General features: G+C 59.6%; 22 protein-coding genes. 9 read left to right on the forward strand and 13 right to left on the reverse strand.

All coding sequences use genetic code 11. The annotated features are described in order from the left end of the window. Nucleotides 1-255: 255 nt before the first annotated feature. The 9 genes from aceA to YA0848_RS09865 form a co-directional block, all read right to left on the reverse strand. Nucleotides 256-1,581, reverse strand: a complete 1,326-nt coding sequence (gene aceA, locus YA0848_RS09825; protein ID WP_003174717.1) for an isocitrate lyase — start codon at nt 1,579-1,581, stop codon at nt 256-258. Between the two features lie 506 nt (nt 1,582-2,087). Further along, nucleotides 2,088-2,825, reverse strand: a complete 738-nt coding sequence (locus tag YA0848_RS09830; protein WP_198712446.1) for a secretin N-terminal domain-containing protein — start codon at nt 2,823-2,825, stop codon at nt 2,088-2,090. A 217-nt stretch (nt 2,826-3,042) separates the two neighbouring features. Further along, nucleotides 3,043-3,465 (reverse strand): GNAT family N-acetyltransferase, encoded by a 423-nt coding sequence (locus YA0848_RS09835; protein ID WP_034098695.1) that lies wholly within the window; start codon nt 3,463-3,465, stop codon nt 3,043-3,045. Further along, nucleotides 3,458-4,624, reverse strand: coding sequence for a ribosomal protein uL16 3-hydroxylase (locus YA0848_RS09840; RefSeq protein ID WP_034098693.1), 1,167 nt, complete (start codon nt 4,622-4,624; stop codon nt 3,458-3,460). Before YA0848_RS09840 ends, YA0848_RS09835 begins: the two co-directional genes overlap by 8 nt. Nucleotides 4,625-4,707: 83 nt before the next feature. Beyond that, on the reverse strand, nt 4,708-6,078 hold the full coding sequence (purB, locus tag YA0848_RS09845; RefSeq protein ID WP_034098692.1) for an adenylosuccinate lyase: 1,371 nt from the start codon (nt 6,076-6,078) through the stop codon (nt 4,708-4,710). Between the two features lie 125 nt (nt 6,079-6,203). Next, entirely contained in the window at nt 6,204-6,827 is a 624-nt protein-coding gene (gene hflD, locus YA0848_RS09850) for a high frequency lysogenization protein HflD (RefSeq protein ID WP_034098690.1), read from the reverse strand. After that, a complete protein-coding gene (gene mnmA / locus YA0848_RS09855) occupies nt 6,824-7,948 on the reverse strand; it encodes a tRNA 2-thiouridine(34) synthase MnmA (RefSeq protein WP_034098688.1) in 1,125 nt (374 codons plus the stop codon). The genes hflD and mnmA overlap by 4 nt, the downstream gene beginning before the upstream one ends. Nucleotides 7,949-8,007: 59 nt before the next feature. Further along, complete coding sequence (locus YA0848_RS09860) at nt 8,008-8,454, reverse strand: NUDIX hydrolase (RefSeq protein ID WP_034114183.1); 447 nt, start codon at nt 8,452-8,454, stop codon at nt 8,008-8,010. A gap of 219 nt (nt 8,455-8,673) precedes the next feature. Beyond that, nucleotides 8,674-10,899, reverse strand: a complete 2,226-nt coding sequence (locus YA0848_RS09865) for an NADP-dependent isocitrate dehydrogenase (protein ID WP_169903546.1) — start codon at nt 10,897-10,899, stop codon at nt 8,674-8,676. 493 nt (nt 10,900-11,392) lie between these two features. Here YA0848_RS09865 and icd point away from each other — a divergent pair, with 493 nt between their 5' ends. Then, entirely contained in the window at nt 11,393-12,649 is a 1,257-nt protein-coding gene (gene icd, locus YA0848_RS09870; RefSeq protein WP_034098676.1) for an NADP-dependent isocitrate dehydrogenase, read from the forward strand. Between the two features lie 73 nt (nt 12,650-12,722). Here the strand turns inward: icd and cspD are convergent, their stop codons facing one another. Continuing rightward, complete coding sequence (cspD, locus tag YA0848_RS09875) at nt 12,723-13,028, reverse strand: cold shock domain-containing protein CspD (RefSeq protein ID WP_034098674.1); 306 nt, start codon at nt 13,026-13,028, stop codon at nt 12,723-12,725. Between the two features lie 224 nt (nt 13,029-13,252). On the opposite strand from cspD, the gene clpS reads away from it, so the two are divergent. After that, nucleotides 13,253-13,621: an ATP-dependent Clp protease adapter ClpS gene (clpS, locus tag YA0848_RS09880; RefSeq protein WP_010567912.1), complete on the forward strand. Its 369-nt coding sequence runs from the start codon at nt 13,253-13,255 to the stop codon at nt 13,619-13,621. A gap of 29 nt (nt 13,622-13,650) precedes the next feature. Continuing rightward, nucleotides 13,651-15,921: an ATP-dependent Clp protease ATP-binding subunit ClpA gene (gene clpA, locus YA0848_RS09885; protein WP_034098673.1), complete on the forward strand. Its 2,271-nt coding sequence runs from the start codon at nt 13,651-13,653 to the stop codon at nt 15,919-15,921. A gap of 154 nt (nt 15,922-16,075) precedes the next feature. Here the strand turns inward: clpA and infA are convergent, their stop codons facing one another. From infA to aat, 3 genes are all read right to left on the reverse strand, one after another. Next, the gene (infA, locus tag YA0848_RS09890; RefSeq protein WP_002553999.1) at nt 16,076-16,294 is read right to left on the reverse strand and encodes a translation initiation factor IF-1; all 219 of its coding nucleotides are present in this window, start codon (nt 16,292-16,294) and stop codon (nt 16,076-16,078) included. Between the two features lie 100 nt (nt 16,295-16,394). Then, nucleotides 16,395-17,102, reverse strand: a complete 708-nt coding sequence (locus YA0848_RS09895; protein WP_034098670.1) for an arginyltransferase — start codon at nt 17,100-17,102, stop codon at nt 16,395-16,397. 56 nt (nt 17,103-17,158) lie between these two features. After that, nucleotides 17,159-17,839 carry a leucyl/phenylalanyl-tRNA--protein transferase gene (gene aat, locus YA0848_RS09900; protein ID WP_034114180.1) on the reverse strand — a complete coding sequence of 227 codons (681 nt, stop codon included), beginning with the start codon at nt 17,837-17,839 and terminating at the stop codon, nt 17,159-17,161. Between the two features lie 498 nt (nt 17,840-18,337). On the opposite strand from aat, the gene YA0848_RS09905 reads away from it, so the two are divergent. From YA0848_RS09905 to cysG, 6 genes are read left to right on the forward strand one after another with little or no spacing between them, the layout of a single operon-like run. After that, complete coding sequence (locus YA0848_RS09905) at nt 18,338-20,743, forward strand: DNA translocase FtsK (protein WP_034098666.1); 2,406 nt, start codon at nt 18,338-18,340, stop codon at nt 20,741-20,743. Nucleotides 20,744-20,797: 54 nt separating this feature from the next. Then, nucleotides 20,798-21,421 carry an outer membrane lipoprotein chaperone LolA gene (lolA, locus tag YA0848_RS09910; RefSeq protein ID WP_047881869.1) on the forward strand — a complete coding sequence of 208 codons (624 nt, stop codon included), beginning with the start codon at nt 20,798-20,800 and terminating at the stop codon, nt 21,419-21,421. A 27-nt stretch (nt 21,422-21,448) separates the two neighbouring features. After that, nucleotides 21,449-22,771, forward strand: a complete 1,323-nt coding sequence (locus tag YA0848_RS09915; protein WP_034098663.1) for a replication-associated recombination protein A — start codon at nt 21,449-21,451, stop codon at nt 22,769-22,771. Then, nucleotides 22,771-23,145, forward strand: a complete 375-nt coding sequence (crcB, locus tag YA0848_RS09920; protein ID WP_034098661.1) for a fluoride efflux transporter CrcB — start codon at nt 22,771-22,773, stop codon at nt 23,143-23,145. Before YA0848_RS09915 ends, crcB begins: the two co-directional genes overlap by 1 nt. A 16-nt stretch (nt 23,146-23,161) precedes the next feature. Then, the gene (gene serS, locus YA0848_RS09925) at nt 23,162-24,442 is read left to right on the forward strand and encodes a serine--tRNA ligase (protein WP_034098658.1); all 1,281 of its coding nucleotides are present in this window, start codon (nt 23,162-23,164) and stop codon (nt 24,440-24,442) included. Then, complete coding sequence (gene cysG / locus YA0848_RS09930; protein ID WP_034098656.1) at nt 24,443-25,837, forward strand: siroheme synthase CysG; 1,395 nt, start codon at nt 24,443-24,445, stop codon at nt 25,835-25,837. It abuts the gene before it with no gap. Nucleotides 25,838-25,895 lie beyond the last annotated feature (58 nt).

Consider the following 25,895-nt stretch of genomic DNA (forward strand, 5'->3'; position numbering starts at 1 on the left):
GCAACGAATACCGCTCTGGATCAAGGTTTTGTACAAAATCTTCAGGTTGCAAGGTTCCTCATGCGGGAGGGGGGGCCCCGATGGCTGAGTGTCAGGCTATAGCTTTCTTGCTGATCCCCCTCTATCGAGGGCAAGCCCGCTCTCTGATGAGGTGTGTGCGGGCAAAAAAACGCCCCGAACCAGTCGGGGCGTCAGATCGTGCGGCACTGCGGTTAGCTTTTTAAGAAGTCCGCCGTGGCCGTGTACTCACATCGATCAGTGAAACTGCTCTTCTTCGGTCGAACCGGTCAGCGCGGTCACGGACGAGGTGCCGCCCTGGATCACGGTGGTCATGTCGTCGAAGTAGCCGGTGCCCACTTCCTGCTGGTGAGCCACGAAGGTGTAACCCTTGGCGGCGTCAGCGAATTCCTGCTCTTGCAGCTTGACGTAAGCGGTCATGTCGTTGCGGGCGTAGTCGTGCGCCAGGTTGAACATGCTGTGCCACATGTTGTGGATGCCAGCCAGGGTGATGAACTGGTGTTTGTAGCCCATGGCGGACAGTTCGCGCTGGAACTTGGCGATGGTCGCGTCGTCCAGGTTCTTCTTCCAGTTGAAAGAAGGCGAGCAGTTGTAGGACAGCAGTTGGTCCGGGTATTCCTTCTTGATCGCTTCGGCGAAGCGACGGGCTTCGTCCAGGTCCGGCTTTGCAGTTTCGCACCAGATCAGGTCGGCGTACGGGGCATAGGCCAAGCCGCGGGCAATGGCTTGATCCAGACCTGCGCGCACTTTGTAGAAACCTTCCTGGGTACGCTCGCCCGTGACGAACGGCTGGTCGTACGGATCGCAGTCCGAGGTCAGCAGGTCGGCAGCGTTGGCGTCGGTGCGGGCCAGGATGATGGTCGGCGTGCCGGCAACGTCAGCAGCCAGACGCGCCGCGGTCAGTTTCTGTACCGCTTCTTGGGTCGGTACCAGTACCTTGCCGCCCATGTGGCCGCATTTCTTCACCGACGCCAGTTGGTCTTCGAAGTGCACGCCGGCAGCGCCGGCCTCGATCATGCTCTTCATCAGCTCATAGGCGTTCAGTACGCCGCCGAAACCGGCTTCGGCGTCAGCCACGATCGGCGCGAAGTAGTCGATGTAGCCTTCGTCGCCTGGGTTCTTGCCGGCTTTCCACTGGATCTGGTCGGCGCGACGGAACGAGTTGTTGATACGCTTGACCACGGTCGGTACGGAGTCCACCGGGTACAGCGATTGGTCGGGGTACATGGATTCAGCGGAGTTGTTGTCCGCCGCCACTTGCCAGCCGGACAGGTAGATCGCCTGGATACCGGCTTTTACCTGCTGGACTGCCTGGCCGCCAGTGAGGGCGCCCATGCAGTTGACGAAATCTTTGTCGGGACGGAAGGATGGCTTGGCACCTTGAGTGACCAGGTTCCACAGCTTCTCGGCGCCGAGTTTTGCAAAGGTGTGCTCAGGTTGAACCGAGCCGCGCAGGCGGACGACGTCAGCAGCGGAGTAAGCGCGGGTCACGCCTTTCCAGCGTGGGTTCTCAGCCCAGTCTTTTTCAAGGGCTGCAATTTGCTGTTCGCGTGTCAGTGCCATGGGGAAAAACCTCGTCGCGTCTTTGTGGAAAATCTACTGGGTTGAACATTCCGTTGGCCAGCCACTGTAGTCAGTGCGTGGTCATGGCTGCTCGCTGATCAGAAGCGTAGGCGGTCAGGTCAGGTTCGACGGGGTAGGCGACAGGATGAACGATGGCTCAAGGGGGAGTTGAGCAGGTAAGGGCAGACTGCGAACGGTCTTCGGGCGTCGTGGGCCTTTGTACGATCCATCAGTGTGTTGCCGGGTTACCTGGTTAGCTTCCGTCCCTCGGGACAACTTCGTTCCAGTCGCAACCTCGTCAAACACGCCTTGTGGGCGGTACAGACACGAATCGGCTCGGGTGGGTAGCTTGGAGCGACGATCCGAAGGCCCTTGCCAGGGCCCCTGATTAGCGGGAGCGAGGCCATCATGCCCAGGCTTTTTTCGATCGTCAAATGTTTTGTAGTGCTTTTTTTCAGGCACTACATCTTTAGTCTAATACGACTCGTCAGTCAGTTTTTGGTGCTTCAGTTCAGGGTGTCGACCTTGACCCGCAATGTCAGGTCATCGCGGCCCTGCGTAGAGTAGGTGCGGGTTGCGGAGGTTTTATCGGCCTGAGTCTGGCGATTGATGCCGGCCAGAGGAATCCACTCGCCCAGGCGGCCGCTGATGGTTGTGTCGGTGCTTTGCACGTTCACTACATCGGGACGTTCCTGGCTCATGCGGTCACGGTTGGTACTGATCGCCAGGTGTACGGTGTCGCCGGTGACGCTGGCGGTGATATAGAACCCTTGGGTGACGTTGCGATACTGGGTCTGGTTTTGCAGGCGCCCGTAGCTGTCTTGCGAGGTGGTAGTCAGCGGGACGCTCTGGCCGACCTGGATCAGTGCGGGCACGCCTTCACTGGCCTGGATCTGCTGAATGCCGCCGTCGCGGCTGACGGTGCCGTAGCTGATGATGCGGGTCTGGCTGTCGCCGGTGTCCTGCTGATTGTTTTCATTGGTGTCGACGGTGATCAGCAGGCGCTTGGCTGGCGTATCCAGTTGTGCCAGCAGGGTGCGTAATCCCTGCACTTTGTCGGGGGCAGCGTTGACGATCAGCTGGTTGCCATAGGCGCTGACCGTACCGTCCTTGCCGATAAAATTCTGTGCCACCGGCAATAGGTCGGCGCTGGTGCGGTTGCTGAGGTTGAGGACTTCGGTGTCGGCGCTGGCCGAGACGCTTACAGCCAGGAGGAGGGCGGTGAGCAGGGTGCGTAGGTGCATGTCCGTTATCTCTGCGAGTCAATTAGGCGTGATAGTGCCAGTTTGTCGGCCTGGGCGGTCGCTTATTGAATCGTAGACGGCAAAATGCCCCGCATGGCAGGGCATTGCTGGTGGTGCTGAAATAGCTATCGGGGGCAAGCCCCCTCCCACATGTTGACCCTGTACATTTCAAATGTGGGAGGGGGCTTGCCCCCGATAGCAGCGACGCGATCTCGAATCAGGCTCCGCGCACCATATCGACATGGGGAATCCCGACTTCCAGGAATTCATCGCTGACGATCTCGAAACCCAAGCGCTCATAGAACGGTGCGGCATACACCTGGGCGCTGAGGAATTGCTTGGTCTGGCCACGTTTTTCAGCCGCTTCGATCACCGCCTCCATCAGCTTGTCGCCCACCTTCAGACCGCGCCAGTCCTTGAGTACCGACACGCGGCCAATCTCGCCGCTGGGCAGCAGGCGCGCGGTACCAATCGGAAAGTCACCCTCGTAAGCGAGGAAATGCATGGCATCTGCGTCGTCGGAGTCCCACTCCAGTTCGGGTGGGACCGATTGTTCAGCGATAAACACCGCTTCACGAATGCGCCGAATCTCAGCGATATCCTTATGCCAGTCCGCGACACTTACGTGAATCTTATTCATCGGCAAATCCCAGGCTTCCTTGCTTCACCAGTTCGCACAGCAGGGCGCGACCGTCTTCGTCCGCCAGCCACGGGCCGAGGTTCTCGGCGTGCAGGGCATCGGCGGAGCAAATCATTTTCAGCAGTTCGCGCAATTTACCCGGCAAGTAGCGACTCTGGCCGCTGGCGAACAGCAGCACGTCATCGTCCACTTCCGACCAGGCCATGCGCGCGCTCGGGTTGCGCACCAGAATCGCGCCGTCCTGCAGGCTGGCGACGAAATCTTCTTCGCCCAGCTCTTCGCCGGCTACCAATTCCGGATAGCGCGGCTCGGTCATGAATTGGCCGAACCAGGTCAGCAGCATGCGCTCGTCGCTCATATGCTCGGCCAGCAGGCTCTTGAGGCGATCGAGGGCGTCGCTCTGGATCTGGTGCGGGTCGCTGACCGGCTGGACGTCGGCGTCGGTGTAGCGCTCTTCGTCGGTCAGGTATTGAGCGAGGAAGTCGGTGAAGTGGGTCAGCACTTCGGCTGCGCTTGGGGCGCGGAAGCCGACGGAGTAGGTCATGCAATCGTCTTCGGCAATGCCGTAGTGGGCCAGGCGCGGTGGCAGGTAGAGCATGTCACCCGGTTCCAGTACCCATTCGGCGCTTTCTTCGAATTCAGCCAGGATGCGCAGGTCGGCGTGTTGCAGCAGCGGGCTCTCGGAGTTGCACATCTGGCCGATCTTCCAGTTGCGCTTGCCTTGGGCCTGCAGCAGGAACACATCGTAGTTATCGAAGTGCGGGCCGACGCTGCCGCCGGGCGCGGCAAAGCTGATCATCACATCGTCGATGCGCCAGCTTGGCAGGAAGCGGAACTGCTCTAGCAGTTCGGCCACTTCCGGTACGAACTGATCGACCGCTTGCACCAGCAGGGTCCATTCGCGCTCGGGCAGTGTGCTGAAGGCGTCTTCGGCAAACGGGCCGCGGCGCAGTTCCCATGGACGTTCGCCGTGCTCGATCACCAGGCGCGATTCGACTTCTTCTTCCAAGGCCAGGCCGGCCAGTTCGTCGGCGTCGATGGGGCTTTCGAAGTCAGGGATGGCCTGACGGATCAGCAACGGCTTTTTCTGCCAGTAGTCGCGCAGGAATTCCCGTGCCGTGATGCCGCCCAGAAGTTGAAGAGGAATATCAGGATTCATGTGTAACCTATTGAAAAAAAGCACTTTTCAGACTGGAATAAAAACGCCCGGCGCGGCCGGGCGTCTCAAGGGTCTTGCTTGGATCAGATGCGCTTGGCCTGGGCCACGGCATTACCGATGTAGTTGGCCGGGGTGAGCAGTTTCAGCTCGGCCTTGGCAGCAGCTGGCATATCCAGGCCATCGATGAAAGTTTGCAGCGCTTCAGGGCTGATGCCCTTGCCACGCGTCAACTCTTTGAGCTTCTCGTAGGGGTTTTCGATGTTGTAGCGACGCATCACGGTCTGGATCGGCTCGGCCAGTACTTCCCAGCAAGCGTCCAGGTCAGCGGCGATTTTCTGCTCGTTGAGTTCCAGTTTGCTGATGCCTTTGAGGCTGGCTTCGTACGCGATCACGCTGTGAGCGAAGCCCACGCCGAGGTTACGCAGTACGGTGGAATCGGTCAGGTCGCGCTGCCAGCGAGAGATCGGCAACTTGCTGGCCAGGTGCTGAAACAGGGCGTTGGCGATGCCGAGGTTGCCTTCGGAGTTTTCGAAGTCGATCGGGTTGACCTTGTGCGGCATGGTCGACGAACCGATTTCGCCGGCAATGGTGCGCTGCTTGAAGTAGCCCAGGGAGATGTAGCCCCAGATATCGCGATCGAAGTCGATCAGGATGGTGTTGAAGCGCGCAATGGCGTCGAACAGCTCGGCGATGTAGTCGTGGGGTTCGATCTGCGTGGTGTACGGGTTGAACCCCAGGCCCAGCTCGTCTTCGATAAATGCACGGGCGTTGGCTTCCCAGTCGATCTCGGGGTAGGCCGACAGGTGGGCGTTGTAGTTGCCCACGGCGCCGTTGATCTTGCCCAGCAACGGCACGGCGGCCACTTGGGCGATCTGGCGCTCCAGGCGGTAGACCACGTTGGCCAGCTCTTTGCCCAGGGTGGTTGGCGAGGCCGGTTGGCCGTGGGTGCGCGACAGCATCGGCACGTCGGCGAAACGGATCGCCAGCTCGCGGATAGCGTTGGCGGTCTGGCGCATCAGCGGCAGCATCACGTCATCGCGGCCTTCGCGCAGCATCAGGGCGTGGGACAGGTTATTGATGTCCTCGCTGGTGCAGGCAAAGTGGATGAACTCGCTGACCTGGGCCAGTTCCGGCAGCTTGGCCGCTTGCTCTTTGAGCAGGTACTCGATGGCTTTGACGTCGTGGTTGGTGGTGCGCTCGATCTCTTTCACACGCTCGGCGTGCTCCAGGGAGAAATTTTCCGCCAGGGTGTTGAGCACGGCGTTGGCTTCGGCGGAAAACGCCGGCACTTCGCTGATGGCAGGGTGAGCGGCCAGGCGCTGGAGCCAGCGCACTTCAACCAAGACGCGGGCACGGATCAGGCCGTACTCGCTGAAAATTGGGCGCAGGGCCTGGGTTTTGCCGGCGTAGCGGCCGTCAACAGGGGAAACCGCAGTGAGCGAAGAGAGCTGCATGGGGTGTTCTCGGACAGTCGGGCAACGAAATGGGGCGCGTATCATACATGAAAAAATCCGCCGGTCCGTCGCCAACTGACCGGCGTATTACGCGTAATGGCTTGAAAACAGCCTGCTGCTGCGACTTATTCGTTGCGCATCAACGGGTAAAGCTCTTTAAGTAATTTGCGACGGCTGATGACCAACTGCCAACGATGACCGCCCAACTGGCGCCATAACCGCGCCGAACGAATACCGGCCAGCAACAGGGCGCGGATTTTCGACGCGTTGTTGGGTTGTTGCAGGTTGCGCATGTCGCCATGTACCTGGATACGCTGGCGCAGGGTGCTCAAGGTGTCTTGGTACAGCGCACCACAGGCGGCGATCACGTTTTCGTGGGCCGGGCCGAAGTGCTCCACCTGGGACTGGATTTGTGGCAGACGCTTGCCGATGGTCTCCAGCATGTCCTCGCGCTTGGCCAATTGGCGCTCCAGACCGAGCATCGACAGGGCGTACCGCAGTGGCTCGCGTTGCAAGGTGCTGGGGTCGCGTTCCAGGGCGCCGATCAGGGCGCGATAACCTTCGCGCAGCGCCAGGTCGTCGCCGCCGTAGACTTCCAGGGTGTCCTTGGGGTCGCGGATCAACAGGCTGCCGAGCATGCAGGTCAGGCCAGCCTCGCCGACCTGGCCGGTCTTGGCGATCTTGTCCACCAGCACGGCGGCCAGAAATACGCCGCCCAGTGCGGTCAATTGCTCCTGGATCGGGCTCATGCCGGGTTGCTCCAGGGTTCGGCGACTTCGATCACGCCACCGCCCAGGCAGATCTCGCCGTCATAGAACACCACGGACTGGCCAGGGGTGACAGCGCGTTGCGGGTCATCGAAGGTGGCGCGGTAGCCGTTGGCGGTTTTTTCCAGGGTGCAGGGCTGATCGCTCTGGCGATAGCGCACTTTGGCGGTCAGGCGGCGCGGGGTGCTGAGGTCGATCGGGTTGACCCAGTAGATCTCCGACGCCAACAGCGCGCCGGAGAATAGCAGCGGATGTTCATTGCCCTGGCCGACGATCAGCACGTTGTGCTCCAGATCTTTGACCAGCACGTACCACGGCTCTTCACCGGCGTCTTTTAAGCCGCCGATCCCTAGGCCCTGGCGTTGACCGATGGTGTGATACATCAGGCCATGATGACGGCCAATGACTTCACCTTCGGTGGTCTTGATCTCGCCCGGTTGTGCTGGCAGGTATTGCTTGAGGAAGTCGCTGAAGCGGCGTTCGCCGATAAAGCAGATCCCGGTGGAATCCTTCTTCTTGGCGGTGGCCAGGCCGTGCTGCTCGGCAATCTTGCGCACTTCGGGCTTTTCCAGTTCGCCCACGGGGAACAAGGTCTTGGCGATCTGTTCGCCACCGACGGCATGCAGGAAGTAGCTCTGGTCTTTGTTCGGGTCCAGGCCCTTGAGCAGTTCGGTGCGCCCGTCGATATCGCGACGACGCACATAGTGGCCTGTGGCAATCAGGTCGGCGCCGAGCATCATGGCGTAGTCGAGGAACGCCTTGAACTTGATTTCGCGGTTGCACAGGATGTCCGGGTTCGGCGTGCGACCGGCCTTGTACTCGGCCAGGAAGTGCTCGAACACGTTGTCCCAGTACTCGGCGGCGAAGTTGGCGGTGTGCAGCTTGATACCGATCTTGTCGCACACGGCCTGGGCATCCGCCAGGTCGTCCATGGCGGTGCAATATTCCGTTCCATCGTCTTCTTCCCAGTTCTTCATGAACAGGCCTTCCACCTCATAGCCCTGCTCCATGAGCAGAACGGCGGAAACGGAAGAATCCACGCCGCCGGACATGCCGACGATGACGCGCTTCTTTTGTGTGTCAGAAGGGGCTGGATCACGCATAGGGTTTCAACGGGTGTCTTGAAAAAGGACGCGATTCTAACAGGCTGCGGCCTCTAAGGCTAAAGAGAAGGGCGGATCAATTCGAGACTGTGGCAGTGGCCGGCCAGATAATCATCGATACAGCGAATGATCAGCTCGCTGCGCCAGTCCTCGCGCAGGTCCATCAGTTCGTCGCGAGTGAGCCAGCGGGCGCGCATGATGCCTTCGTCGAGCTGATAGTCGGGATGGTGTTTCAGGGCCTTGGCGATGAAGCACACACGCTGGTAGGTCACGCCGTTGCTCGGGGCGGTGTACAGGTAGATGCCGACTATGCCGGTGGCTTCGACGTCCCAGCCGGTCTCTTCGAGGGTTTCGCGTACGGCGGCTTCGGTCAGGGTTTCATGTGGATCGAGGTGGCCGGCAGGCTGATTGAGTACGGCGCGACCGCCCTTAAGTTCTTCGACCATCAGGAACTTGCCATTGTCTTCGACGATGGTGGCGACGGTGATGTGGGGTTGCCAGGTCATGGAGGCCTCGATTAAAGATATGACGCGGTGTTTGAGCAGAATTGCGGCCAGTGTAGGAGGGGGCTTGCCCCCGATGACGGTGTGTCAATTAGCAATAGCTAGACTGATCCATCGCCATCGGGGGCAAGCCCCCTCCCACATTTGATCTGGTTTCTTCAGTTGAGCGCTGGAAACAGAAACCCCGGCACTGGGCCGGGGCTTCATTGCATCCTTACAACCTTACTTCAACTTGGCAATCGCCGCGTTGAACGTGTTGCTCGGGCGCATGGCCTTGCTGGTCAGCTCAGGGTTCGGTGCGTAGTAGCCGCCGATGTCCACTGGCTTGCCCTGTACGGCATTGAGCTCGGCGACGATGGTCGCTTCGTTCGCAGCCAGGGTTTTGGCCAGTTCGCCGAACTGTGCTTGCAATGCCGTGTCTTCGGTCTGAGCGGCCAGGGCCTGGGCCCAGTACAGCGCCAGGTAGAAGTGGCTGCCGCGGTTGTCGATGTTGCCGACTTTGCGCGATGGCGACTTGTTGTTGTCCAGGAACTGACCGGTGGCCTGGTCCAGGGTCTTGGATAGTACCAGGGCCTTCGGGTTGTTGTAGGTGACGCCCAGGTGTTCGAGGGACGCGGCCAGGGCCAGGAATTCACCCAGGGAGTCCCAGCGCAGGAAGTTTTCTTCCAGCAATTGCTGTACGTGCTTCGGTGCAGAGCCGCCAGCGCCGGTTTCGAACAGGCCGCCGCCGTTCATCAGCGGCACGATGGACAGCATTTTGGCGCTGGTGCCCAGTTCCATGATTGGGAACAGGTCGGTCAGGTAGTCACGCAGGACGTTGCCGGTCACCGAGATGGTGTCCAGGCCCTTGCGTGTGCGTTCCAGGGTGAACTTCATCGCGTCGACCGGCGACATGATGCGGATGTCCAAACCTTCGGTGTTGTGGTCTTTCAGGTAGGCCTGAACTTTCTCGACCACCACGCCGTCGTGGGCGCGCTTAGGGTCCAGCCAGAAAATGGCCGGGGTGTTGCTGGCGCGGGCGCGGTTGACGGCGAGCTTGACCCAGTCTTGGATCGGCGCGTCTTTGGTCTGGCACATGCGGAAGATGTCGCCAGCTTCGACGCTCTGTTCCATCAGCAGGTTGCCCTTGCTGTCGGTGACGCGGACCACGCCGTCAGCCTTGATCTGGAACGTCTTGTCGTGGGAGCCGTACTCTTCGGCTTTCTTGGCCATCAGGCCAACGTTCGGAACGCTGCCCATGGTGGTTGGGTCGAACGCGCCATTGGCCTTGCAGTCTTCGATGACGGCTTGGTAGATGGTGGCGTAGCAACGATCCGGGATCACAGCCTTGGTGTCGTGCAGTTGGCCGTCGGTGCCCCACATTTTGCCGGAGTCACGGATCATGGCCGGCATCGAAGCGTCGACAATTACGTCGCTCGGCACGTGCAGGTTGGTGATGCCCTTGTCTGAGTTGACCATCGCCAGGGAAGGGCGAGCGGCGTAAACGGCCTGGATGTCGGCTTCGATCTGCGCTTGTTGGTCGGCCGGCAGGGTCTTGATGCGAGCGTACAGGTCGCCGATGCCGTTGTTCAGGTTGAAGCCGATCTGTTCCAGCACGGCGGCGTGCTTGGTCAGGGCGTCTTTATAGAACTCGGCAACGATCTGGCCGAACATGATCGGGTCGGAGACCTTCATCATGGTGGCTTTGAGGTGGACCGACAGCAATACGCCTTTTTGCTTGGCGTCTTCGATCTCGGCGGCAATGAACGTACGCAGGGCGTTCTTGCTCAGTACGGCGCTGTCGAGGATTTCGCCAGCCTGAACGGAAGTCTTTTCCTTCAGCACGGTGGCGGTGCCGTCTTTGGCGATCAGCTCGATCTTCACGGTGTCAGCGGCTTCGATTTGTACGGCTTTTTCGCTGCCGTAGAAGTCGCCGTTGCTCATGTGAGCGACGTGGGACTTGGAGTCTGCCGCCCAGGCGCCCATTTTGTGCGGGTGCTTGCGTGCGTAGTTCTTGACCGACAGCGGCGCGCGGCGGTCGGAGTTGCCTTCGCGCAGTACCGGGTTTACGGCGCTGCCTTTGACCTTGTCGTAACGGGCACGGGTTTCTTTTTCCGCGTCGGTGGTTACGGTTTCCGGGTAGTCCGGAAGGGCGTAGCCCTGGGCCTGCAATTCTTTGATCGCCGCCTGCAATTGAGGGGTCGAGGCGCTGATGTTAGGCAGTTTGATGATGTTGGCTTCAGGAGTTACGGCCAGGTCGCCCAGTTCGGCGAGGTGGTCCGGTACGGCCTTGTTACCCAGTTGCTCGGGGAAGCTTGCGAGGATGCGCCCGGCGAGGGAAATGTCGCGGGTTTCCACGGCAATATCAGCGGAAGCGGTGAAGGCCTCTACGATAGGCAGCAGTGAATAGGTGGCGAGGGCTGGAGCTTCGTCGGTGAAGGTGTAGATGATCTTCGAGCGGGTGGGCATATTCGGATTAACTCTCTTCTTTGCTGAAAGCGTGCGCAGAAACTCGAGATGCGCCGGGTGGAGCGCGTTCGTTCAAAGTCATCCATGAGCGAAATATCGAGGTTTCTTCGCGGTGATGTTGGGTTGCATCAGTCGAGCGTCAAGCGGGTGGACTATTGTAATAGTCCTGCTTTCTGGCGGAGGGCCCGGTTCTAGAGCGGTCTGCCGGCGTGACTCTTGGGTCAGCGGCGGCATTATACATAGGTCGCTATGCTTACGCTGAGCCTTCATACAAAAGGTGGGTCGTCCATTGGTCTAAAGGTCGCAGGTACTGGTTTACGCCTAAAGTCGCACGATGTGCTCAAGATTGGCGTTTTTCCCTTTGCTTTCAGGCTTGTAGGCGACAATTTATGCTGTTTTCGATGCAAATGAGCATGGCGCAAGGTTTCGGTCGCCATTTATCTGGAGTAGGCTCGAACGCAGCCAGATGTTCAATCCAACGATGGAGTTCAGCATGGGATACAAGAAGATTCAGGTTCCGGCAGTCGGCGACAAAATCACCGTCAACGCAGACCATTCTCTCAATGTTCCTGACCACCCGATCATCCCGTTCATCGAGGGTGACGGCATTGGCGTCGACATCAGCCCGGTGATGATCAAGGTCGTCGACGCAGCGGTTGCCAAGGCTTACGGCGGCAAGCGCAAGATTTCCTGGATGGAGGTTTATGCCGGCGAGAAAGCGACACAGGTTTACGACCAAGATACCTGGCTGCCTCAGGAAACCCTGGACGCAGTTAAGGACTACGTGGTGTCGATCAAGGGCCCGTTGACTACCCCGGTGGGTGGCGGTATCCGTTCGTTGAACGTTGCCCTGCGTCAGCAACTCGATCTGTATGTGTGCCTGCGCCCTGTGCGTTGGTTCGAAGGCGTGCCCAGCCCGGTGAAAAAGCCTGGCGACGTGGACATGACCATCTTCCGTGAGAACTCCGAAGATATTTACGCCGGTATTGAATGGAAAGCCGGTTCGCCGGAAGCGATCAAAGTGATCAAGTTCCTTAAGGAGGAAATGGGCGTCACTAAGATTCGCTTCGACCAGGACTGCGGGATTGGCGTCAAGCCGGTGTCCAAGGAAGGTACTCAGCGTCTGGCGCGTAAAGCCCTGCAATATGTCGTGGATAACGACCGTGACTCGCTGACCATCGTGCACAAAGGCAACATTATGAAGTTCACCGAAGGTGCCTTCAAAGAATGGGCCTACGAAGTGGCTGCGCAGGAGTTTGGCGCGACTCTGTTGGATGGCGGTCCTTGGATGCAGTTCAAGAACCCGAAAACCGGCAAAAACGTGGTGGTCAAAGATGCGATTGCTGACGCCATGCTCCAGCAGATACTGCTGCGCCCAGCCGAATATGACGTGATCGCGACCCTTAACCTCAACGGTGACTACCTGTCCGATGCCCTCGCGGCGGAGGTGGGTGGGATTGGTATCGCGCCAGGCGCCAACCTGTCCGACACCGTGGCGATGTTCGAAGCCACCCACGGCACAGCGCCCAAATATGCGGGCAAAGATCAGGTCAACCCAGGTTCGCTGATTCTGTCGGCGGAAATGATGTTGCGCCATATGGGCTGGACCGAAGCTGCGGACTTGATCATCAAGGGCACCAACGGGGCGATTTCGGCCAAGACCGTGACCTATGATTTCGAGCGCCTGATGGAGGGCGCGAAGCTGGTGTCGTCGTCAGGCTTTGGTGATGCGTTGATTTCGCATATGTAAGGCAGGCTAAAAAACGGCCATTCTGCAGAACCAGAATGGCCGTTTTTTTTGCAGGCTATTTACCCAAATGTGATCAGGCCAGTTGCTTATTTTGTTTAGAGGGCTGGTCTTTTTTGGGCTGTTTTTCGTGCGTAACGTCGTGGGCCGTCCCAGGCGCTGCCGCGCAGGCCGCACAAATTGCGACGGCATGCAGTCCCTTTGGCCCCTGAATGATCTCGAACTCCACGCTTTGGCCTGCTTTCAGCGTCTTGTAGCCGTCCATGGTGATCGCTGAATAGTGCGCAAAAAGGTCCTCGCTTTTACCTTCTTCATTAATAAAGCCATATCCCTTGGCATTATTGAACCACTTGACCTTGCCTTTGATCTTGACGCCAGACATAACCCATTTCCTTCTGCACCAGACTCCATCACTGGAGTATCATCCAGTTTATCCGTCCTAACCCGAATAAATAAGGTTGACTGCGCGGACCTTTTTTACCCACTGTGGGTTCTATTGGTTGTAACACCGATTTGCCGATAGTCAAGGCGACCAATCGCTCAGCGTTGAAATTCTGACAGGTTGCCCCCACCACTGTATTGAACAACTGACGAACCTTTCTTTCCATGCATGCAATCAGCCAGATTCGACTAACATTCAATCAGGATCGACCGGATCACGAACACGATGACGACGGTTCTGCAGGCATTGCTGTTCAGGAGGCCAAGCCTGCCTTACAGGCGCCGCCGATGTACAAGGTGGTTTTGTTCAACGATGACTACACACCGATGGATTTCGTGGTCGAAGTGCTCGAGGTGTTTTTTAACCTGAACCGCGAGTTGGCGACCAAGGTAATGCTGGCCGTTCATACAGAAGGACGGGCAGTATGTGGAGTGTTTACCCGCGACATCGCCGAGACAAAGGCCATGCAGGTCAACCAGTACGCCAGGGAAAGCCAGCATCCGCTACTCTGTGAAATCGAGAAGGACGGTTAACGCCGACCACTTGGGTATGAGGTGAAGCTATGTTAAACCGCGAGCTCGAAGTCACCCTCAATCTTGCCTTCAAGGAGGCTCGCTCGAAGCGTCATGAATTCATGACCGTCGAGCACCTGCTGCTGGCACTTTTGGATAACGAAGCTGCCGCCACCGTTCTGCGTGCGTGCGGCGCCAATCTCGATAAGCTCAAGCATGATCTGCAGGAGTTTATCGACTCCACCACGCCACTGATCCCCGTGCATGACGAGGACCGTGAAACCCAGCCTACCCTGGGCTTTCAGCGGGTATTGCAGCGTGCTGTGTTCCACGTACAGAGCTCCGGTAAGCGCGAAGTCACAGGGGCCAATGTGCTCGTGGCGATCTTCAGCGAACAGGAAAGTCAGGCTGTGTTTCTGCTCAAGCAGCAGAGCGTTGCCCGTATTGATGTCGTCAACTACATCGCCCACGGTATCTCCAAAGTGCCAGGGCACGGCGATCATTCCGAGGGTGAGCAGGATATGCAGGACGACGAGGGCGGTGAGTCTTCTTCTTCGGGCAATCCACTGGATGCCTATGCCAGCAACCTCAACGAACTGGCGCGCCAGGGGCGGATCGATCCGCTGGTGGGGCGTGAGCTTGAGGTCGAGCGGGTAGCGCAGATCCTCGCGCGCCGTCGCAAGAACAACCCCTTGCTGGTCGGCGAGGCAGGTGTGGGCAAGACTGCGATAGCCGAAGGTCTGGCCAAGCGTATTGTCGACAACCAAGTGCCGGATCTGCTGGCCAATAGTGTTGTGTACTCACTCGACTTGGGTGCGTTGCTTGCCGGTACCAAATACCGCGGCGACTTTGAGAAGCGCTTCAAGGCATTGCTGGGCGAGTTGAAAAAACGTCCCCAGGCGATTCTGTTTATTGACGAAATCCACACCATCATCGGAGCCGGTGCGGCTTCCGGCGGGGTCATGGATGCTTCCAATTTACTCAAGCCGTTGCTGTCGTCAGGTGATATCCGCTGCATCGGTTCGACCACGTTCCAGGAATTTCGCGGAATCTTCGAAAAAGACCGCGCCTTGGCGCGCCGCTTCCAGAAGGTCGATGTGTCCGAGCCGTCGGTGGAAGACACCATCGGCATCCTGCGCGGGCTGAAAGGGCGTTTCGAATCGCACCATGGCATCGAGTACACCGACGAGGCGCTGCGTTCGGCTGCGGAGCTGGCATCGCGCTACATCAATGATCGACACATGCCGGATAAGGCGATCGATGTGATTGATGAGGCGGGCGCTTACCAGCGTCTCCAGCCGGTCGAGAAACGCGTCAAGCGCATCGACGTGCCGCAGGTTGAAGATATCGTGGCCAAGATTGCGCGGATTCCGCCAAAGCACGTCACCAGCTCCGACAAAGAGCTGCTGCGTAACCTGGAGCGTGATCTCAAGCTGACCGTGTTCGGCCAGGATGCGGCCATCGACTCGTTGTCCACCGCGATCAAGTTGTCGCGTGCGGGCCTCAAGTCGCCGGACAAGCCTGTCGGTTCGTTCCTGTTCGCTGGTCCTACCGGCGTTGGTAAGACCGAGGCGGCGCGGCAGTTGGCCAAGGCCATGGGGATCGAGTTGGTTCGCTTCGACATGTCCGAGTACATGGAGCGGCATACCGTGTCGCGTTTGATCGGTGCGCCTCCAGGCTATGTCGGCTTCGATCAGGGCGGTCTGTTGACCGAGGCGATCACCAAGCAGCCCCACTGCGTATTGTTGCTCGATGAAATCGAGAAGGCTCACCCGGAAGTCTTCAACCTGCTGCTGCAGGTTATGGACCACGGGACCCTCACCGACAACAACGGGCGCAAGGCGGATTTCCGCAATGTGATCGTGATCATGACCACCAACGCCGGTGCCGAAACGGCTGCGCGGGCCTCGATTGGCTTCAGTCATCAGGATCACTCTTCCGATGCGATGGAAGTGATCAAGAAGAGCTTTACGCCGGAGTTCCGCAACCGTTTGGACACCATTATCCAGTTTGGTCGCCTCAGCCATGAGGTTATCAAGAGCGTGGTGGACAAGTTCCTTACCGAGCTTCAGGCGCAGCTGGAAGACAAGCGCGTGCAGTTGGAGGTGACGGACGCCGCACGCAGCTGGCTGGCAGAGGGTGGTTACGACGCGGCAATGGGCGCTCGTCCGATGGCGCGCCTGATTCAGGACAAGATCAAGCGGCCGCTGGCCGAAGAGATCCTGTTCGGCGAGTTGGCGGACCACGGCGGCGTGGTGCACATCGATCTGAAGGACGGCGAGTTGACCTTCGACTTCGAAACCACGGCGGAAATGGCCTAATCGTTCTGTACCCATGCAAGAGGCGCCGAAAGGCGCCTTTTTGCTGTCTGGAAAAATAATTGCAAGAACAATTAAGTCCAGTGTGGGGAGGTGTCAGCAACAACCCAGGCACACAAAAACGCCCGGCATAACCGGGCGTTTTGTATTGACTTGCTTAGCGAGCGCGGTAAGTGATGCGCCCTTTGCTCAAGTCATAGGGCGTCAGCTCGACGCGCACTTTGTCACCGGTAAGAATACGAATGTAGTTCTTGCGCATCTTGCCGGAGATATGCGCGGTTACGACGTGCCCATTTTCCAACTCCACACGAAACATGGTGTTGGGCAGGGTGTCGACGACAGTGCCTTCCATTTCGAAGCTGTCTTCTTTCGACATGCAGTAAAGCCCTCGGTATCCAGTGAATGGCCCGGTGCAACTGCGCCAGGCAAAAGCGGCGTGCATTGTGCCCGAAAAAGGGTGTTTAAGCCAAGGGGTTCTAGTTAAGCGTGACCCATCTTTGATTAATCAGTAGCTCAATGGGCCGATATTGGGTCTTGTAGTTCATCTTTTTGCAGTTTTTGATCCAGTAGCCGAGGTACACCGCCTCCAGTTCCAAGCGCAGTGCTTCGCCAATCTGCCAGAGGATCGCAAACCGTCCCAGGCTGCGCCGTTCCTCGCCCGGCTCGTAGAAGGTGTACACCGCCGACAAGCCGTTAGGCAGCAGATCGGTCACCGCCACTGCCATCAGTTGCCCGTGTGCACGAAACTCATAGAATCGCGAGAACGGCAGATCGCGCACCAGAAAGGTCGAAAACTGGTCGCGACTGGGCGGGAACATATCGCCGTCGGCGTGGCGCTGTTCGATGTAGCGCTGGTAAAGATCGAAATACTCTTCGGTGAAGCGTGGCTTGGATGAGGTTACCGTCAGATCGGCGTTGCGCTTGAGGATGCGCTTTTGATTGCGGTCCGGCGTGAATTGCGCAACCGGGATGCGGGCCGGGACGCAGGCATTGCAGTTCTGGCAGTGAGGCCGGTACAGATGGTCGCCGCTGCGTCGAAAGCCCATTTCCGATAAGTCGGCGTACACATGCACGTCCATGGGCTGGCTGGGATCGAGGAACAGCGTAGTAGCCTGCTCGTCGGGCAGATAGCTGCAAGAGTGAGCTTGAGTGGCATAAAACTTCAAGCGCGCCAGCTCGGTCATGATCAACCCTCGAAATAAGCTTTGAAATAAGTGTAAGCCAGGTCGGCGCAAGACGCTTAATAAACCCAGGGTCCGGTGTTGGGTCGGTCCAAGTGCTCACGCAGAAAGCCCGCGAACTCATGGCGCGGGATGGCGCGGGCGCCCAAGCTGTGCAAATGGTCGTTGGGCATCTGGCAGTCGATCAGCACGTACCCCCAAGCCTGCAACTGGCGGGTGAGGGTGGCGAAACCGAATTTCGAGGCGTTATCGGCGCGGCTGAACATGGATTCGCCAAAGAACAGCTGGCCCATTGCTAGCCCGTATAGGCCGCCGACCAGGGTGTCGCCGTCCCACACCTCCACCGAGTGGGCATAGCCACGTTTGTGCAGTTCCACATAGGCACGCTGGATGCCTTCGGTGATCCAGGTGCTGTCGGCGTAAGCTCGTGGTGCGGCGCACGCTTGGATGACGGCGGCGAAGTCCTGGTCGAAGGTCACGGTATAGCGCTGCTGGCGCAACAGTTTGGCAAGACTGCGGGATACGTGCAGCTCATCGGGGAATATCACAGTACGCGGGTCCGGTGACCACCACAAAATGGGCTGGCCCTCGGAGAACCACGGGAAACAGCCATGACGATAGGCTTCAACCAGGCGCTCGGCCGATAGGTCGCCACCGGCGGCGAGCAGGCCATTGGGCTCGCGCATGGCCTTGGTCAGCGGCGGGAAGGTCAGTGAGTCGCGTTGTAGCCAGGTCAGCATGGGCATCCAGGTTTGCGGAAGGGGAGGGGAGTGACGGGCTTGGCGCCTGCCTCGGACAAGCTGATTATTGTCGACCCAACGCTGTGGGGCCAGCTCGAATCGGTTGTCAGGGTGGAATGGCCGGCGCAGGTGCCTCTGCAACTCTGTGTCATGGGTGTGGTCGTAATCGGGTCAGGCGCATGCAGGCCATTTGCCAAGCTTGCTTGGATTGGTAAAAACCGCGCATAAGCCTTTGTCAGCAAAGACAATGCATGCTCAAATTGAACATGCTGTCATACATTAATTGGGCGGGCTGTCGGGTAGGAGGCAATGGCGTGGCGTCGCGGGCACAAATCCGTACAATGCGGCCATTGTGGCGGTATCGCCGTTTCGCCTGGCAATCGGCAGTGTTAAAAGTAGTTTCTACCCGTTCGTTCATTTTTCAGCTGCCCGGATCCGGCAGTATTTTGCAGTCATTCAACAGATGGACGCGCTAAAAGGCGCAGGAAAAGACCCGTTTTGAAGAAAACCACCGCGACACCTAAAACAGTCGTGCCGGCCTGGCGTCAGCACCTGCATTATCGTCTCAAGGAAGGTGCGCTTATCGCGATCGGCGCTCTGTGCCTGTTCCTGATGATGGCCTTGCTCACCTATGGCAAGGACGATCCGGGCTGGAGCCACAACAGCAAGATCGATGACGTGCAGAACTTCGGCGGGCCCGTGGGCTCCTACAGCGCCGATATTCTGTTCATGGTGCTGGGTTACTTTGCCTATATCTTCCCCCTGCTGCTGGCGATCAAGACCTGGCAGATCTTCCGCCAGCGCCATGAGCCTTGGCAGTGGAGCGGCTGGCTGTTCTCGTGGCGTTTGATCGGCCTGGTGTTTCTGGTGTTGTCCGGCGCGGCTCTGGCCCATATCCATTTCCATGCGCCTACCGGCCTGCCAGCAGGCGCGGGCGGTGCGCTGGGCGAAAGCCTCGGCGACCTGGCGCGCAAGACCCTGAATATCCAGGGCAGCACCTTGATGTTTATCGCGCTGTTCCTGTTCGGCCTTACAGTGTTCACCGACCTGTCATGGTTCAAGGTGATGGACGTGACCGGCAAGATCACCCTCGATCTGCTTGAGCTGTTCCAGGGCGCCGCCAACCGCTGGTGGGCCGCCCGGGTGGAGCGCAAGCGCATGGTGGCCCAACTGCGCGAGGTGGATACCCGTGTCAACGAGGTGGTCGCGCCGAGCACGCCGGATCGGCGTGAGCAGGCCAAGGTCAAGGAACGCCTGATCGAGCGCGAGCAGGCCCTGAGCAAGCATATGTCGGATCGCGAGAAGCAGGTGCCACCGGTGATCGCCCCGGCCCCGCCCAAGGCTCCGGAGCCGAGTCATCGCGTACAGAAAGAGAAGCAGGCCCCGTTGTTTATCGACAGCGCGGTCGAAGGCACCTTGCCACCTATCTCGATCCTCGACCCCGCCGAAAAGAAACAACTCAACTATTCCCCTGAGTCCCTGGCGGCCGTTGGCCATCTGTTGGAAATCAAACTCAAGGAATTCGGCGTCGAAGTGTCGGTGGACTCCATTCACCCCGGCCCCGTGATCACCCGTTACGAAATCCAGCCAGCTGCTGGCGTCAAAGTCAGCCGCATCTCTAACCTGGCGAAAGACTTGGCGCGCTCCCTGGCAGTAACCAGCGTGCGCGTGGTGGAAGTGATCCCCGGTAAAACCACCGTGGGTATCGAAATTCCCAATGAAGACCGCCAGATCGTGCGCTTCTCCGAAGTGCTGTCGACTCCCGAGTACGACAACTTCAAATCGCCGGTCACCCTGGCTCTTGGCCATGACATCGGCGGCAAGCCGGTGATTACCGACCTGGCGAAAATGCCCCACTTGCTGGTGGCCGGTACCACCGGTTCCGGTAAGTCGGTGGGCGTGAACGCCATGATCCTGTCGATTCTGTTCAAGTCCGGCCCGGAAGACGCCAAGCTGATCATGATCGACCCGAAGATGCTCGAACTGTCGATCTACGAAGGCATTCCGCACCTGTTGTGTCCCGTGGTCACCGACATGAAGGACGCCGCCAACGCCCTGCGCTGGAGCGTGGCCGAGATGGAGCGCCGCTACAAATTGATGGCGAAGATGGGCGTGCGTAATCTTTCGGGCTTCAATGCCAAGATCAAGGAAGCCCAGGAGCGCGGCGAGACCATTCCGGACCCGCTGTACAAACGCGAGAACATCCACGACGAAGCGCCGATACTGACCAAGCTGCCGACCATTGTCGTAGTGGTGGACGAATTCGCCGACATGATGATGATCGTCGGCAAGAAGGTCGAAGAACTGATCGCGCGTATCGCCCAGAAAGCTCGTGCGGCCGGTATTCACCTGATCCTCGCGACCCAGCGTCCATCGGTGGACGTGATCACCGGTCTGATCAAGGCCAACATCCCGACCCGCATGGCGTTCCAGGTGTCGAGCAAGATCGACTCGCGGACCATCATCGACCAGGGCGGCGCCGAACAGTTGCTGGGCCACGGTGACATGCTCTACATGCCGCCGGGCACCAGCCTGCCGATCCGTGTTCACGGTGCGTTCGTTTCCGATGATGAAGTTCACCGCGTGGTGGAAGCCTGGAAGCTGCGTGGCGCCCCCGAGTACAACGACGACATCCTCAACGGCGTGGAAGAGGCCGGCAGCGGCTTCGAGAACGGCGGCGGGGGTGGTGACGACGATGCCGAAACCGATGCGCTGTACGACGAAGCCGTGGCCTTTGTGCTGGAGAGCCGTCGTGCTTCGATCTCCGCGGTGCAGCGTAAGCTGAAGATCGGCTACAACCGTGCCGCCCGCATGATCGAAGCCATGGAAATGGCCGGCGTGGTGACCGCAATGAACACCAACGGCTCGCGCGAAGTCATTGCCCCCGGGCAAATGCGCGACTGACCTCGCGCCGCATGGCAGCATGCGGCGTGCCCTGCTTACTCAATGAGGATTCCCATGCGTCTTATCCGCATGCTGTTGTTGCCGGCCCTGGCCCTGACCGCTGTTTCGGCCCACGCCGACCCGGCCTCCGTCAAAAGCCTGACCAACCTGCTGGACAAATCCAAGACCCTGACCGCGCGCTTTTCGCAACTGACCCTGGATGCCGGCGGTACTCATCTGCAGGAAACCGCAGGGGAAATGGCGGTGCAGCGCCCAGGGCTGTTCTACTGGCACACCGAGGGCAAGGCCGAGCAGACCATCGTGTCCGATGGCCAGAAAGTCACGTTGTGGGACCCGGACTTGGAGCAAGCGACCATCAAGAAGCTCGACCCGCGCCTGAACCAGACTCCCGCACTGCTGTTGTCGGGTGATGTGTCGAAAATCAGCGACAGCTTCGACATCACCTCCAAGCAAACCAGCAACGTGATCGAGTTCACCCTCAGGCCCAAGTCTAAGGATACGCTGTTTGACACGCTGTCCTTGTCGTTCGGCAATGGCGTGATCAATAACATGCGCCTGATCGACAGCGTCGGCCAGCGCACCGATATCCTGTTCTCCGGGGTCAAGGCCAACGAGCCGGTGCCGGCGTCCAAGTTCAAGTTCGACATCCCCAAGGGTGCCGACGTGATTCAGGAATAATCTGCCCCGAGGTTTCAAACGCTGCCCATGGATTTGTTTCGAAGTGACCCGATTGCCCAGCCCTTGGCCGCGCGCCTGCGCTCGACCAACCTGGATGAGTACGTCGGTCAAGAACACCTGCTCGCTCGCGGCAAGCCCCTGCGCGAAGCCCTGGAGCAGGGGGCGCTGCACTCGATGATCTTCTGGGGGCCGCCAGGCGTGGGCAAGACCACCCTGGCGCGCCTGTTGGCGAAGGTCTCGGATGCGCATTTCGAAACGGTCTCGGCGGTGCTCGCCGGGGTCAAGGAAATCCGCCAGGCCGTTGAAGTGGCCAAGCAGCAGGCCGGTCAGTATGGCAAGCGCACCATTTTGTTCGTCGATGAAGTGCACCGCTTCAACAAGTCGCAGCAAGATGCGTTTTTGCCGTATGTCGAAGACGGCACGCTGATTTTTATCGGTGCCACCACCGAAAACCCCTCATTTGAGCTCAACAACGCGTTGCTGTCGCGGGCGCGAGTCTACGTACTCAAAAGCCTCGATGAAGCGGCGATGCAAAAGCTGCTGCATCGCGCCTTGAGCGAAGACAAGGGGCTGGGCAAGCGTCGTCTGAGCGTGGGCGACGAAGCCTTCAAGATTTTGCTCACGGCCGCAGACGGCGACGGCCGCCGCTTTCTCAATCTGCTGGAAAACGCCTCGGACCTGGCCGAAGACGGCAGCGAAATCGGTGTCGACCTGTTGCAAAGCCTGCTCGGTGACACACGCCGGCGTTTCGACAAGGGCGGCGAAGCGTTTTACGACCAGATTTCGGCGTTGCACAAATCCGTGCGCGGCTCCAACCCGGACGGTGCGTTGTATTGGTTCGCGCGCATGATCGACGGTGGCTGCGACCCCCTGTACCTGGCCCGCCGCGTGGTACGCATGGCCAGCGAAGACATCGGCAACGCCGACCCGCGGGCTTTGAGCCTGTGCCTGGCGGCCTGGGATGTGCAGGAGCGCCTCGGCAGCCCGGAAGGCGAATTGGCGGTGGCCCAGGCCATCACCTACCTGGCCTGCGCGCCAAAAAGCAATGCGGTGTATATGGGCTTCAAGTCCGCCCTGCGCGCGGCCGCCGAGTACGGCTCCCTGGAAGTGCCGCTGCACCTGCGCAATGCGCCGACCAAGCTGATGAAACAACTGGGCTACGGTGACGAATACCGTTATGCCCACGATGAGCCGGACGCCTACGCTGCCGGCGAAGACTACTTTCCCGACGCCCTGGAGCCCCAGCCGTTCTATCAGCCAGTGCCGCGCGGCCTGGAGCTGAAGATCGGCGAAAAGCTCAACCACCTCGCGCAACTCGATCGCCTCAGCCCCAAACAGCGGAGAAAGTAGTGCTCAAGACAATTCTTGCCGTGTCCGTGGCCGGCATCGCTGGTACATTATTGCGTTTCGCCACCGGCACCTGGGTCAGCGCCAATTGGCCGAAGCATTTTTATGCGGCGACCTTGGCGGTCAACCTGGTGGGCTGTTTGATTATCGGGCTGTTGTACGGCTGGTTCCTGTTGCGCCCGGAAGTGCCGATTGAGATTCGTGCTGGCTTGATTGTCGGCTTTGTAGGTGGTCTGACGACCTTTTCATCCTTTTCACTGGATACGCTGCGCTTGCTGGAAAGCGGGCAGGCCCTTGTCGCCTTCGGGTACCTGGGCATCAGCGTGTTCGGCGGGCTGCTCGCCACCTGGGCTGGCCTGTCCCTGACCAAACTTTGATAAACGAGAGACCGACATGCTCGATTCCAAACTGTTACGTAGCAACCTTCAGGACGTAGCGGACCGCCTGGCTTCCCGTGGCTTTGCCCTGGATGTCGCGCGCATCGAAGCGCTGGAAGAACAGCGCAAGACCGTCCAGACCCGCACCGAAGCACTGCAGGCTGAGCGGAATGCGCGTTCCAAATCCATCGGTCAGGCCAAGCAGCGCGGTGAAGACATCGCGCCGTTGATGGCGGACGTCGAGCGCATGGGCACCGAGCTGTCCGACGGCAAGGCCGAACTGGACAAGATTCAGTCCGAGCTGGATCAGATCCTGCTGGGCATCCCCAACCTGCCGGACGCCTCCGTACCTGTCGGCGAAGACGAAGACGGCAACGTCGAAGTGCGCCGCTGGGGCACGCCGAAAGCCTTTGATTTCCCGATCAAAGACCACGTCGCCCTGGGCGAATTGAGCGGTGGCCTGGATTTCGAGACCGCCGCCAAGCTGTCCGGCGCGCGCTTTGCCTTGCTGCGTGGCCCGATCGCGCGCCTGCATCGCGCCCTGGCGCAGTTCATGATCAATCTGCACACCGGTGAGCACGGCTACGAAGAAGCCTACACGCCTTACCTGGTTCAGGCGCCAGCGCTGCAGGGCACCGGCCAGCTGCCGAAGTTCGAGGAAGAGCTGTTCAAGATCAGCCGCGACGGCGAGGCCGATTTCTATCTGATTCCGACCGCTGAAGTGTCGCTGACCAATATCGTCGCCGGCGAGATTCTCGACGCCAAGCAACTGCCGATCAAGTTCGTCGCCCACACGCCGTGCTTCCGTAGCGAAGCCGGCGCATCGGGCCGCGACACCCGCGGCATGATCCGCCAGCACCAGTTCGACAAAGTCGAGATGGTGCAGGTGGTCGAGCCGTCCACGTCGATGGAAGCCCTGGAAGGCCTGACCGCCAACGCCGAGCGCGTCCTGCAACTGCTGGAGCTGCCGTATCGCGTACTGGCGCTGTGCACTGGCGACATGGGCTTCAGCGCGGTAAAAACCTACGACCTCGAAGTGTGGGTGCCCAGCCAGGACAAGTACCGCGAGATTTCCTCGTGCTCCAACTGCGGTGATTTCCAGGCCCGTCGCATGCAGGCGCGTTTCCGTAACCCGGAGACCGGCAAGCCGGAACTGGTGCACACCCTCAACGGTTCGGGCCTGGCCGTAGGCCGTACGCTGGTGGCCGTACTGGAAAACTACCAGCAAGCCGACGGTTCGATCCGTGTACCAGAGGTGCTCAAGCCGTACATGGCGGGCGTTGAGGTCATCCGCTAAATGGAATTTCTGCCGCTGTTTCATAACCTGCGCGGCAGCCGCGTGCTGGTGGTCGGGGGCGGGGAGATTGCCTTGCGCAAATCCCGGCTGCTGGCGGACGCCGGTGCCGTGCTGCGAGTGGTTGCGCCTCAGATCGAAGACCAGTTGCGTGAGTTGGTACGGGGCAGCGGCGGGGAGCTGATTTTGCGCGGTTATCAGGAGGCGGATCTGGACGGCTGCACCCTGATCATCGCCGCGACGGACGATGAGCCGCTGAATGCGCAAGTGTCCAGCGATGCCAAGCGTCGGTGCGTGCCGGTCAACGTGGTGGATGCGCCGGCCTTATGCAGCGTGATTTTCCCTGCCATCGTCGACCGTTCGCCGCTGGTGATCGCGGTATCCAGCGGCGGCGACGCGCCGGTGCTGGCGCGCTTGATCCGGGCCAAGCTGGAAACCTGGATTCCGTCCACCTATGGCCAGTTAGCCGGGTTGGCCGCACGGTTCAGGGCCCAGGTCAAAAGCCTGTATCCGGATGTGCAGCAACGTCGCGCATTCTGGGAAGAGGTATTTCAAGGCCCGATTGCTGACCGACAACTGGCGGGGCAGGGCGATGAGGCCGAGCGCCTGTTGGTGGCGAAGGTCAACGGAGCGCCGCCTCACGCGCCGGGTGAGGTTTACCTGGTGGGTGCCGGTCCGGGTGACCCCGATTTGCTCACATTCCGCGCGCTGCGCCTGATGCAGCAGGCCGACGTGGTGCTGTATGACCGTCTGGTCGCTCCGGCGATTCTGGAGTTGTGCCGCCGCGATGCCGAGCGTGTGTATGTCGGCAAGCGTCGCGCCGAACACGCGGTGCCCCAGGACCAGATCAACCAGCAACTGGTGAACCTGGCCAAGCAGGGTAAGCGCGTGCTGCGCCTTAAAGGTGGCGATCCGTTCATCTTTGGTCGTGGTGGCGAAGAAATCGAGGAGCTGGCCGCCCATGGCATTCCGTTCCAAGTCGTGCCGGGTATTACCGCAGCCAGCGGTTGTGCGGCGTATGCCGGTATCCCGTTGACCCATCGTGACTATGCACAGTCCGTGCGTTTTATCACAGGGCATTTGAAAGACGGCACCTCGGACCTGCCCTGGCAAGATCTGGTCGGGCCTTCGCAGACGCTGGTGTTCTATATGGGCTTGATTGGCTTGCCGATCATCTGCGAACAGCTGATTCAGCATGGTCGCGCCCCAGATACCCCGGCCGCGCTGATCCAGCAGGGCACCACGTCCAACCAGCGCGTGTTCACCGGCACCCTGGCGGATTTGCCGCGCATGGTGGCCGAGCATGAAGTGCATGCCCCAACCCTGGTGATTGTCGGTGAAGTGGTGTTATTGCGTGAGAAATTGAAGTGGTTCGAAGGCGCCCAGTCTCAAGTCTGAAACTAAAGCGCCACCACCCTTTGGAAGGGGTCTTGCCCCCGATGCGGCCTGGCAGTCA

Source organism: Pseudomonas sp. S4_EA_1b, from assembly GCF_016307435.1.
In the GTDB taxonomy this organism is placed as follows: domain Bacteria; phylum Pseudomonadota; class Gammaproteobacteria; order Pseudomonadales; family Pseudomonadaceae; genus Aquipseudomonas; species Aquipseudomonas rhodesiae.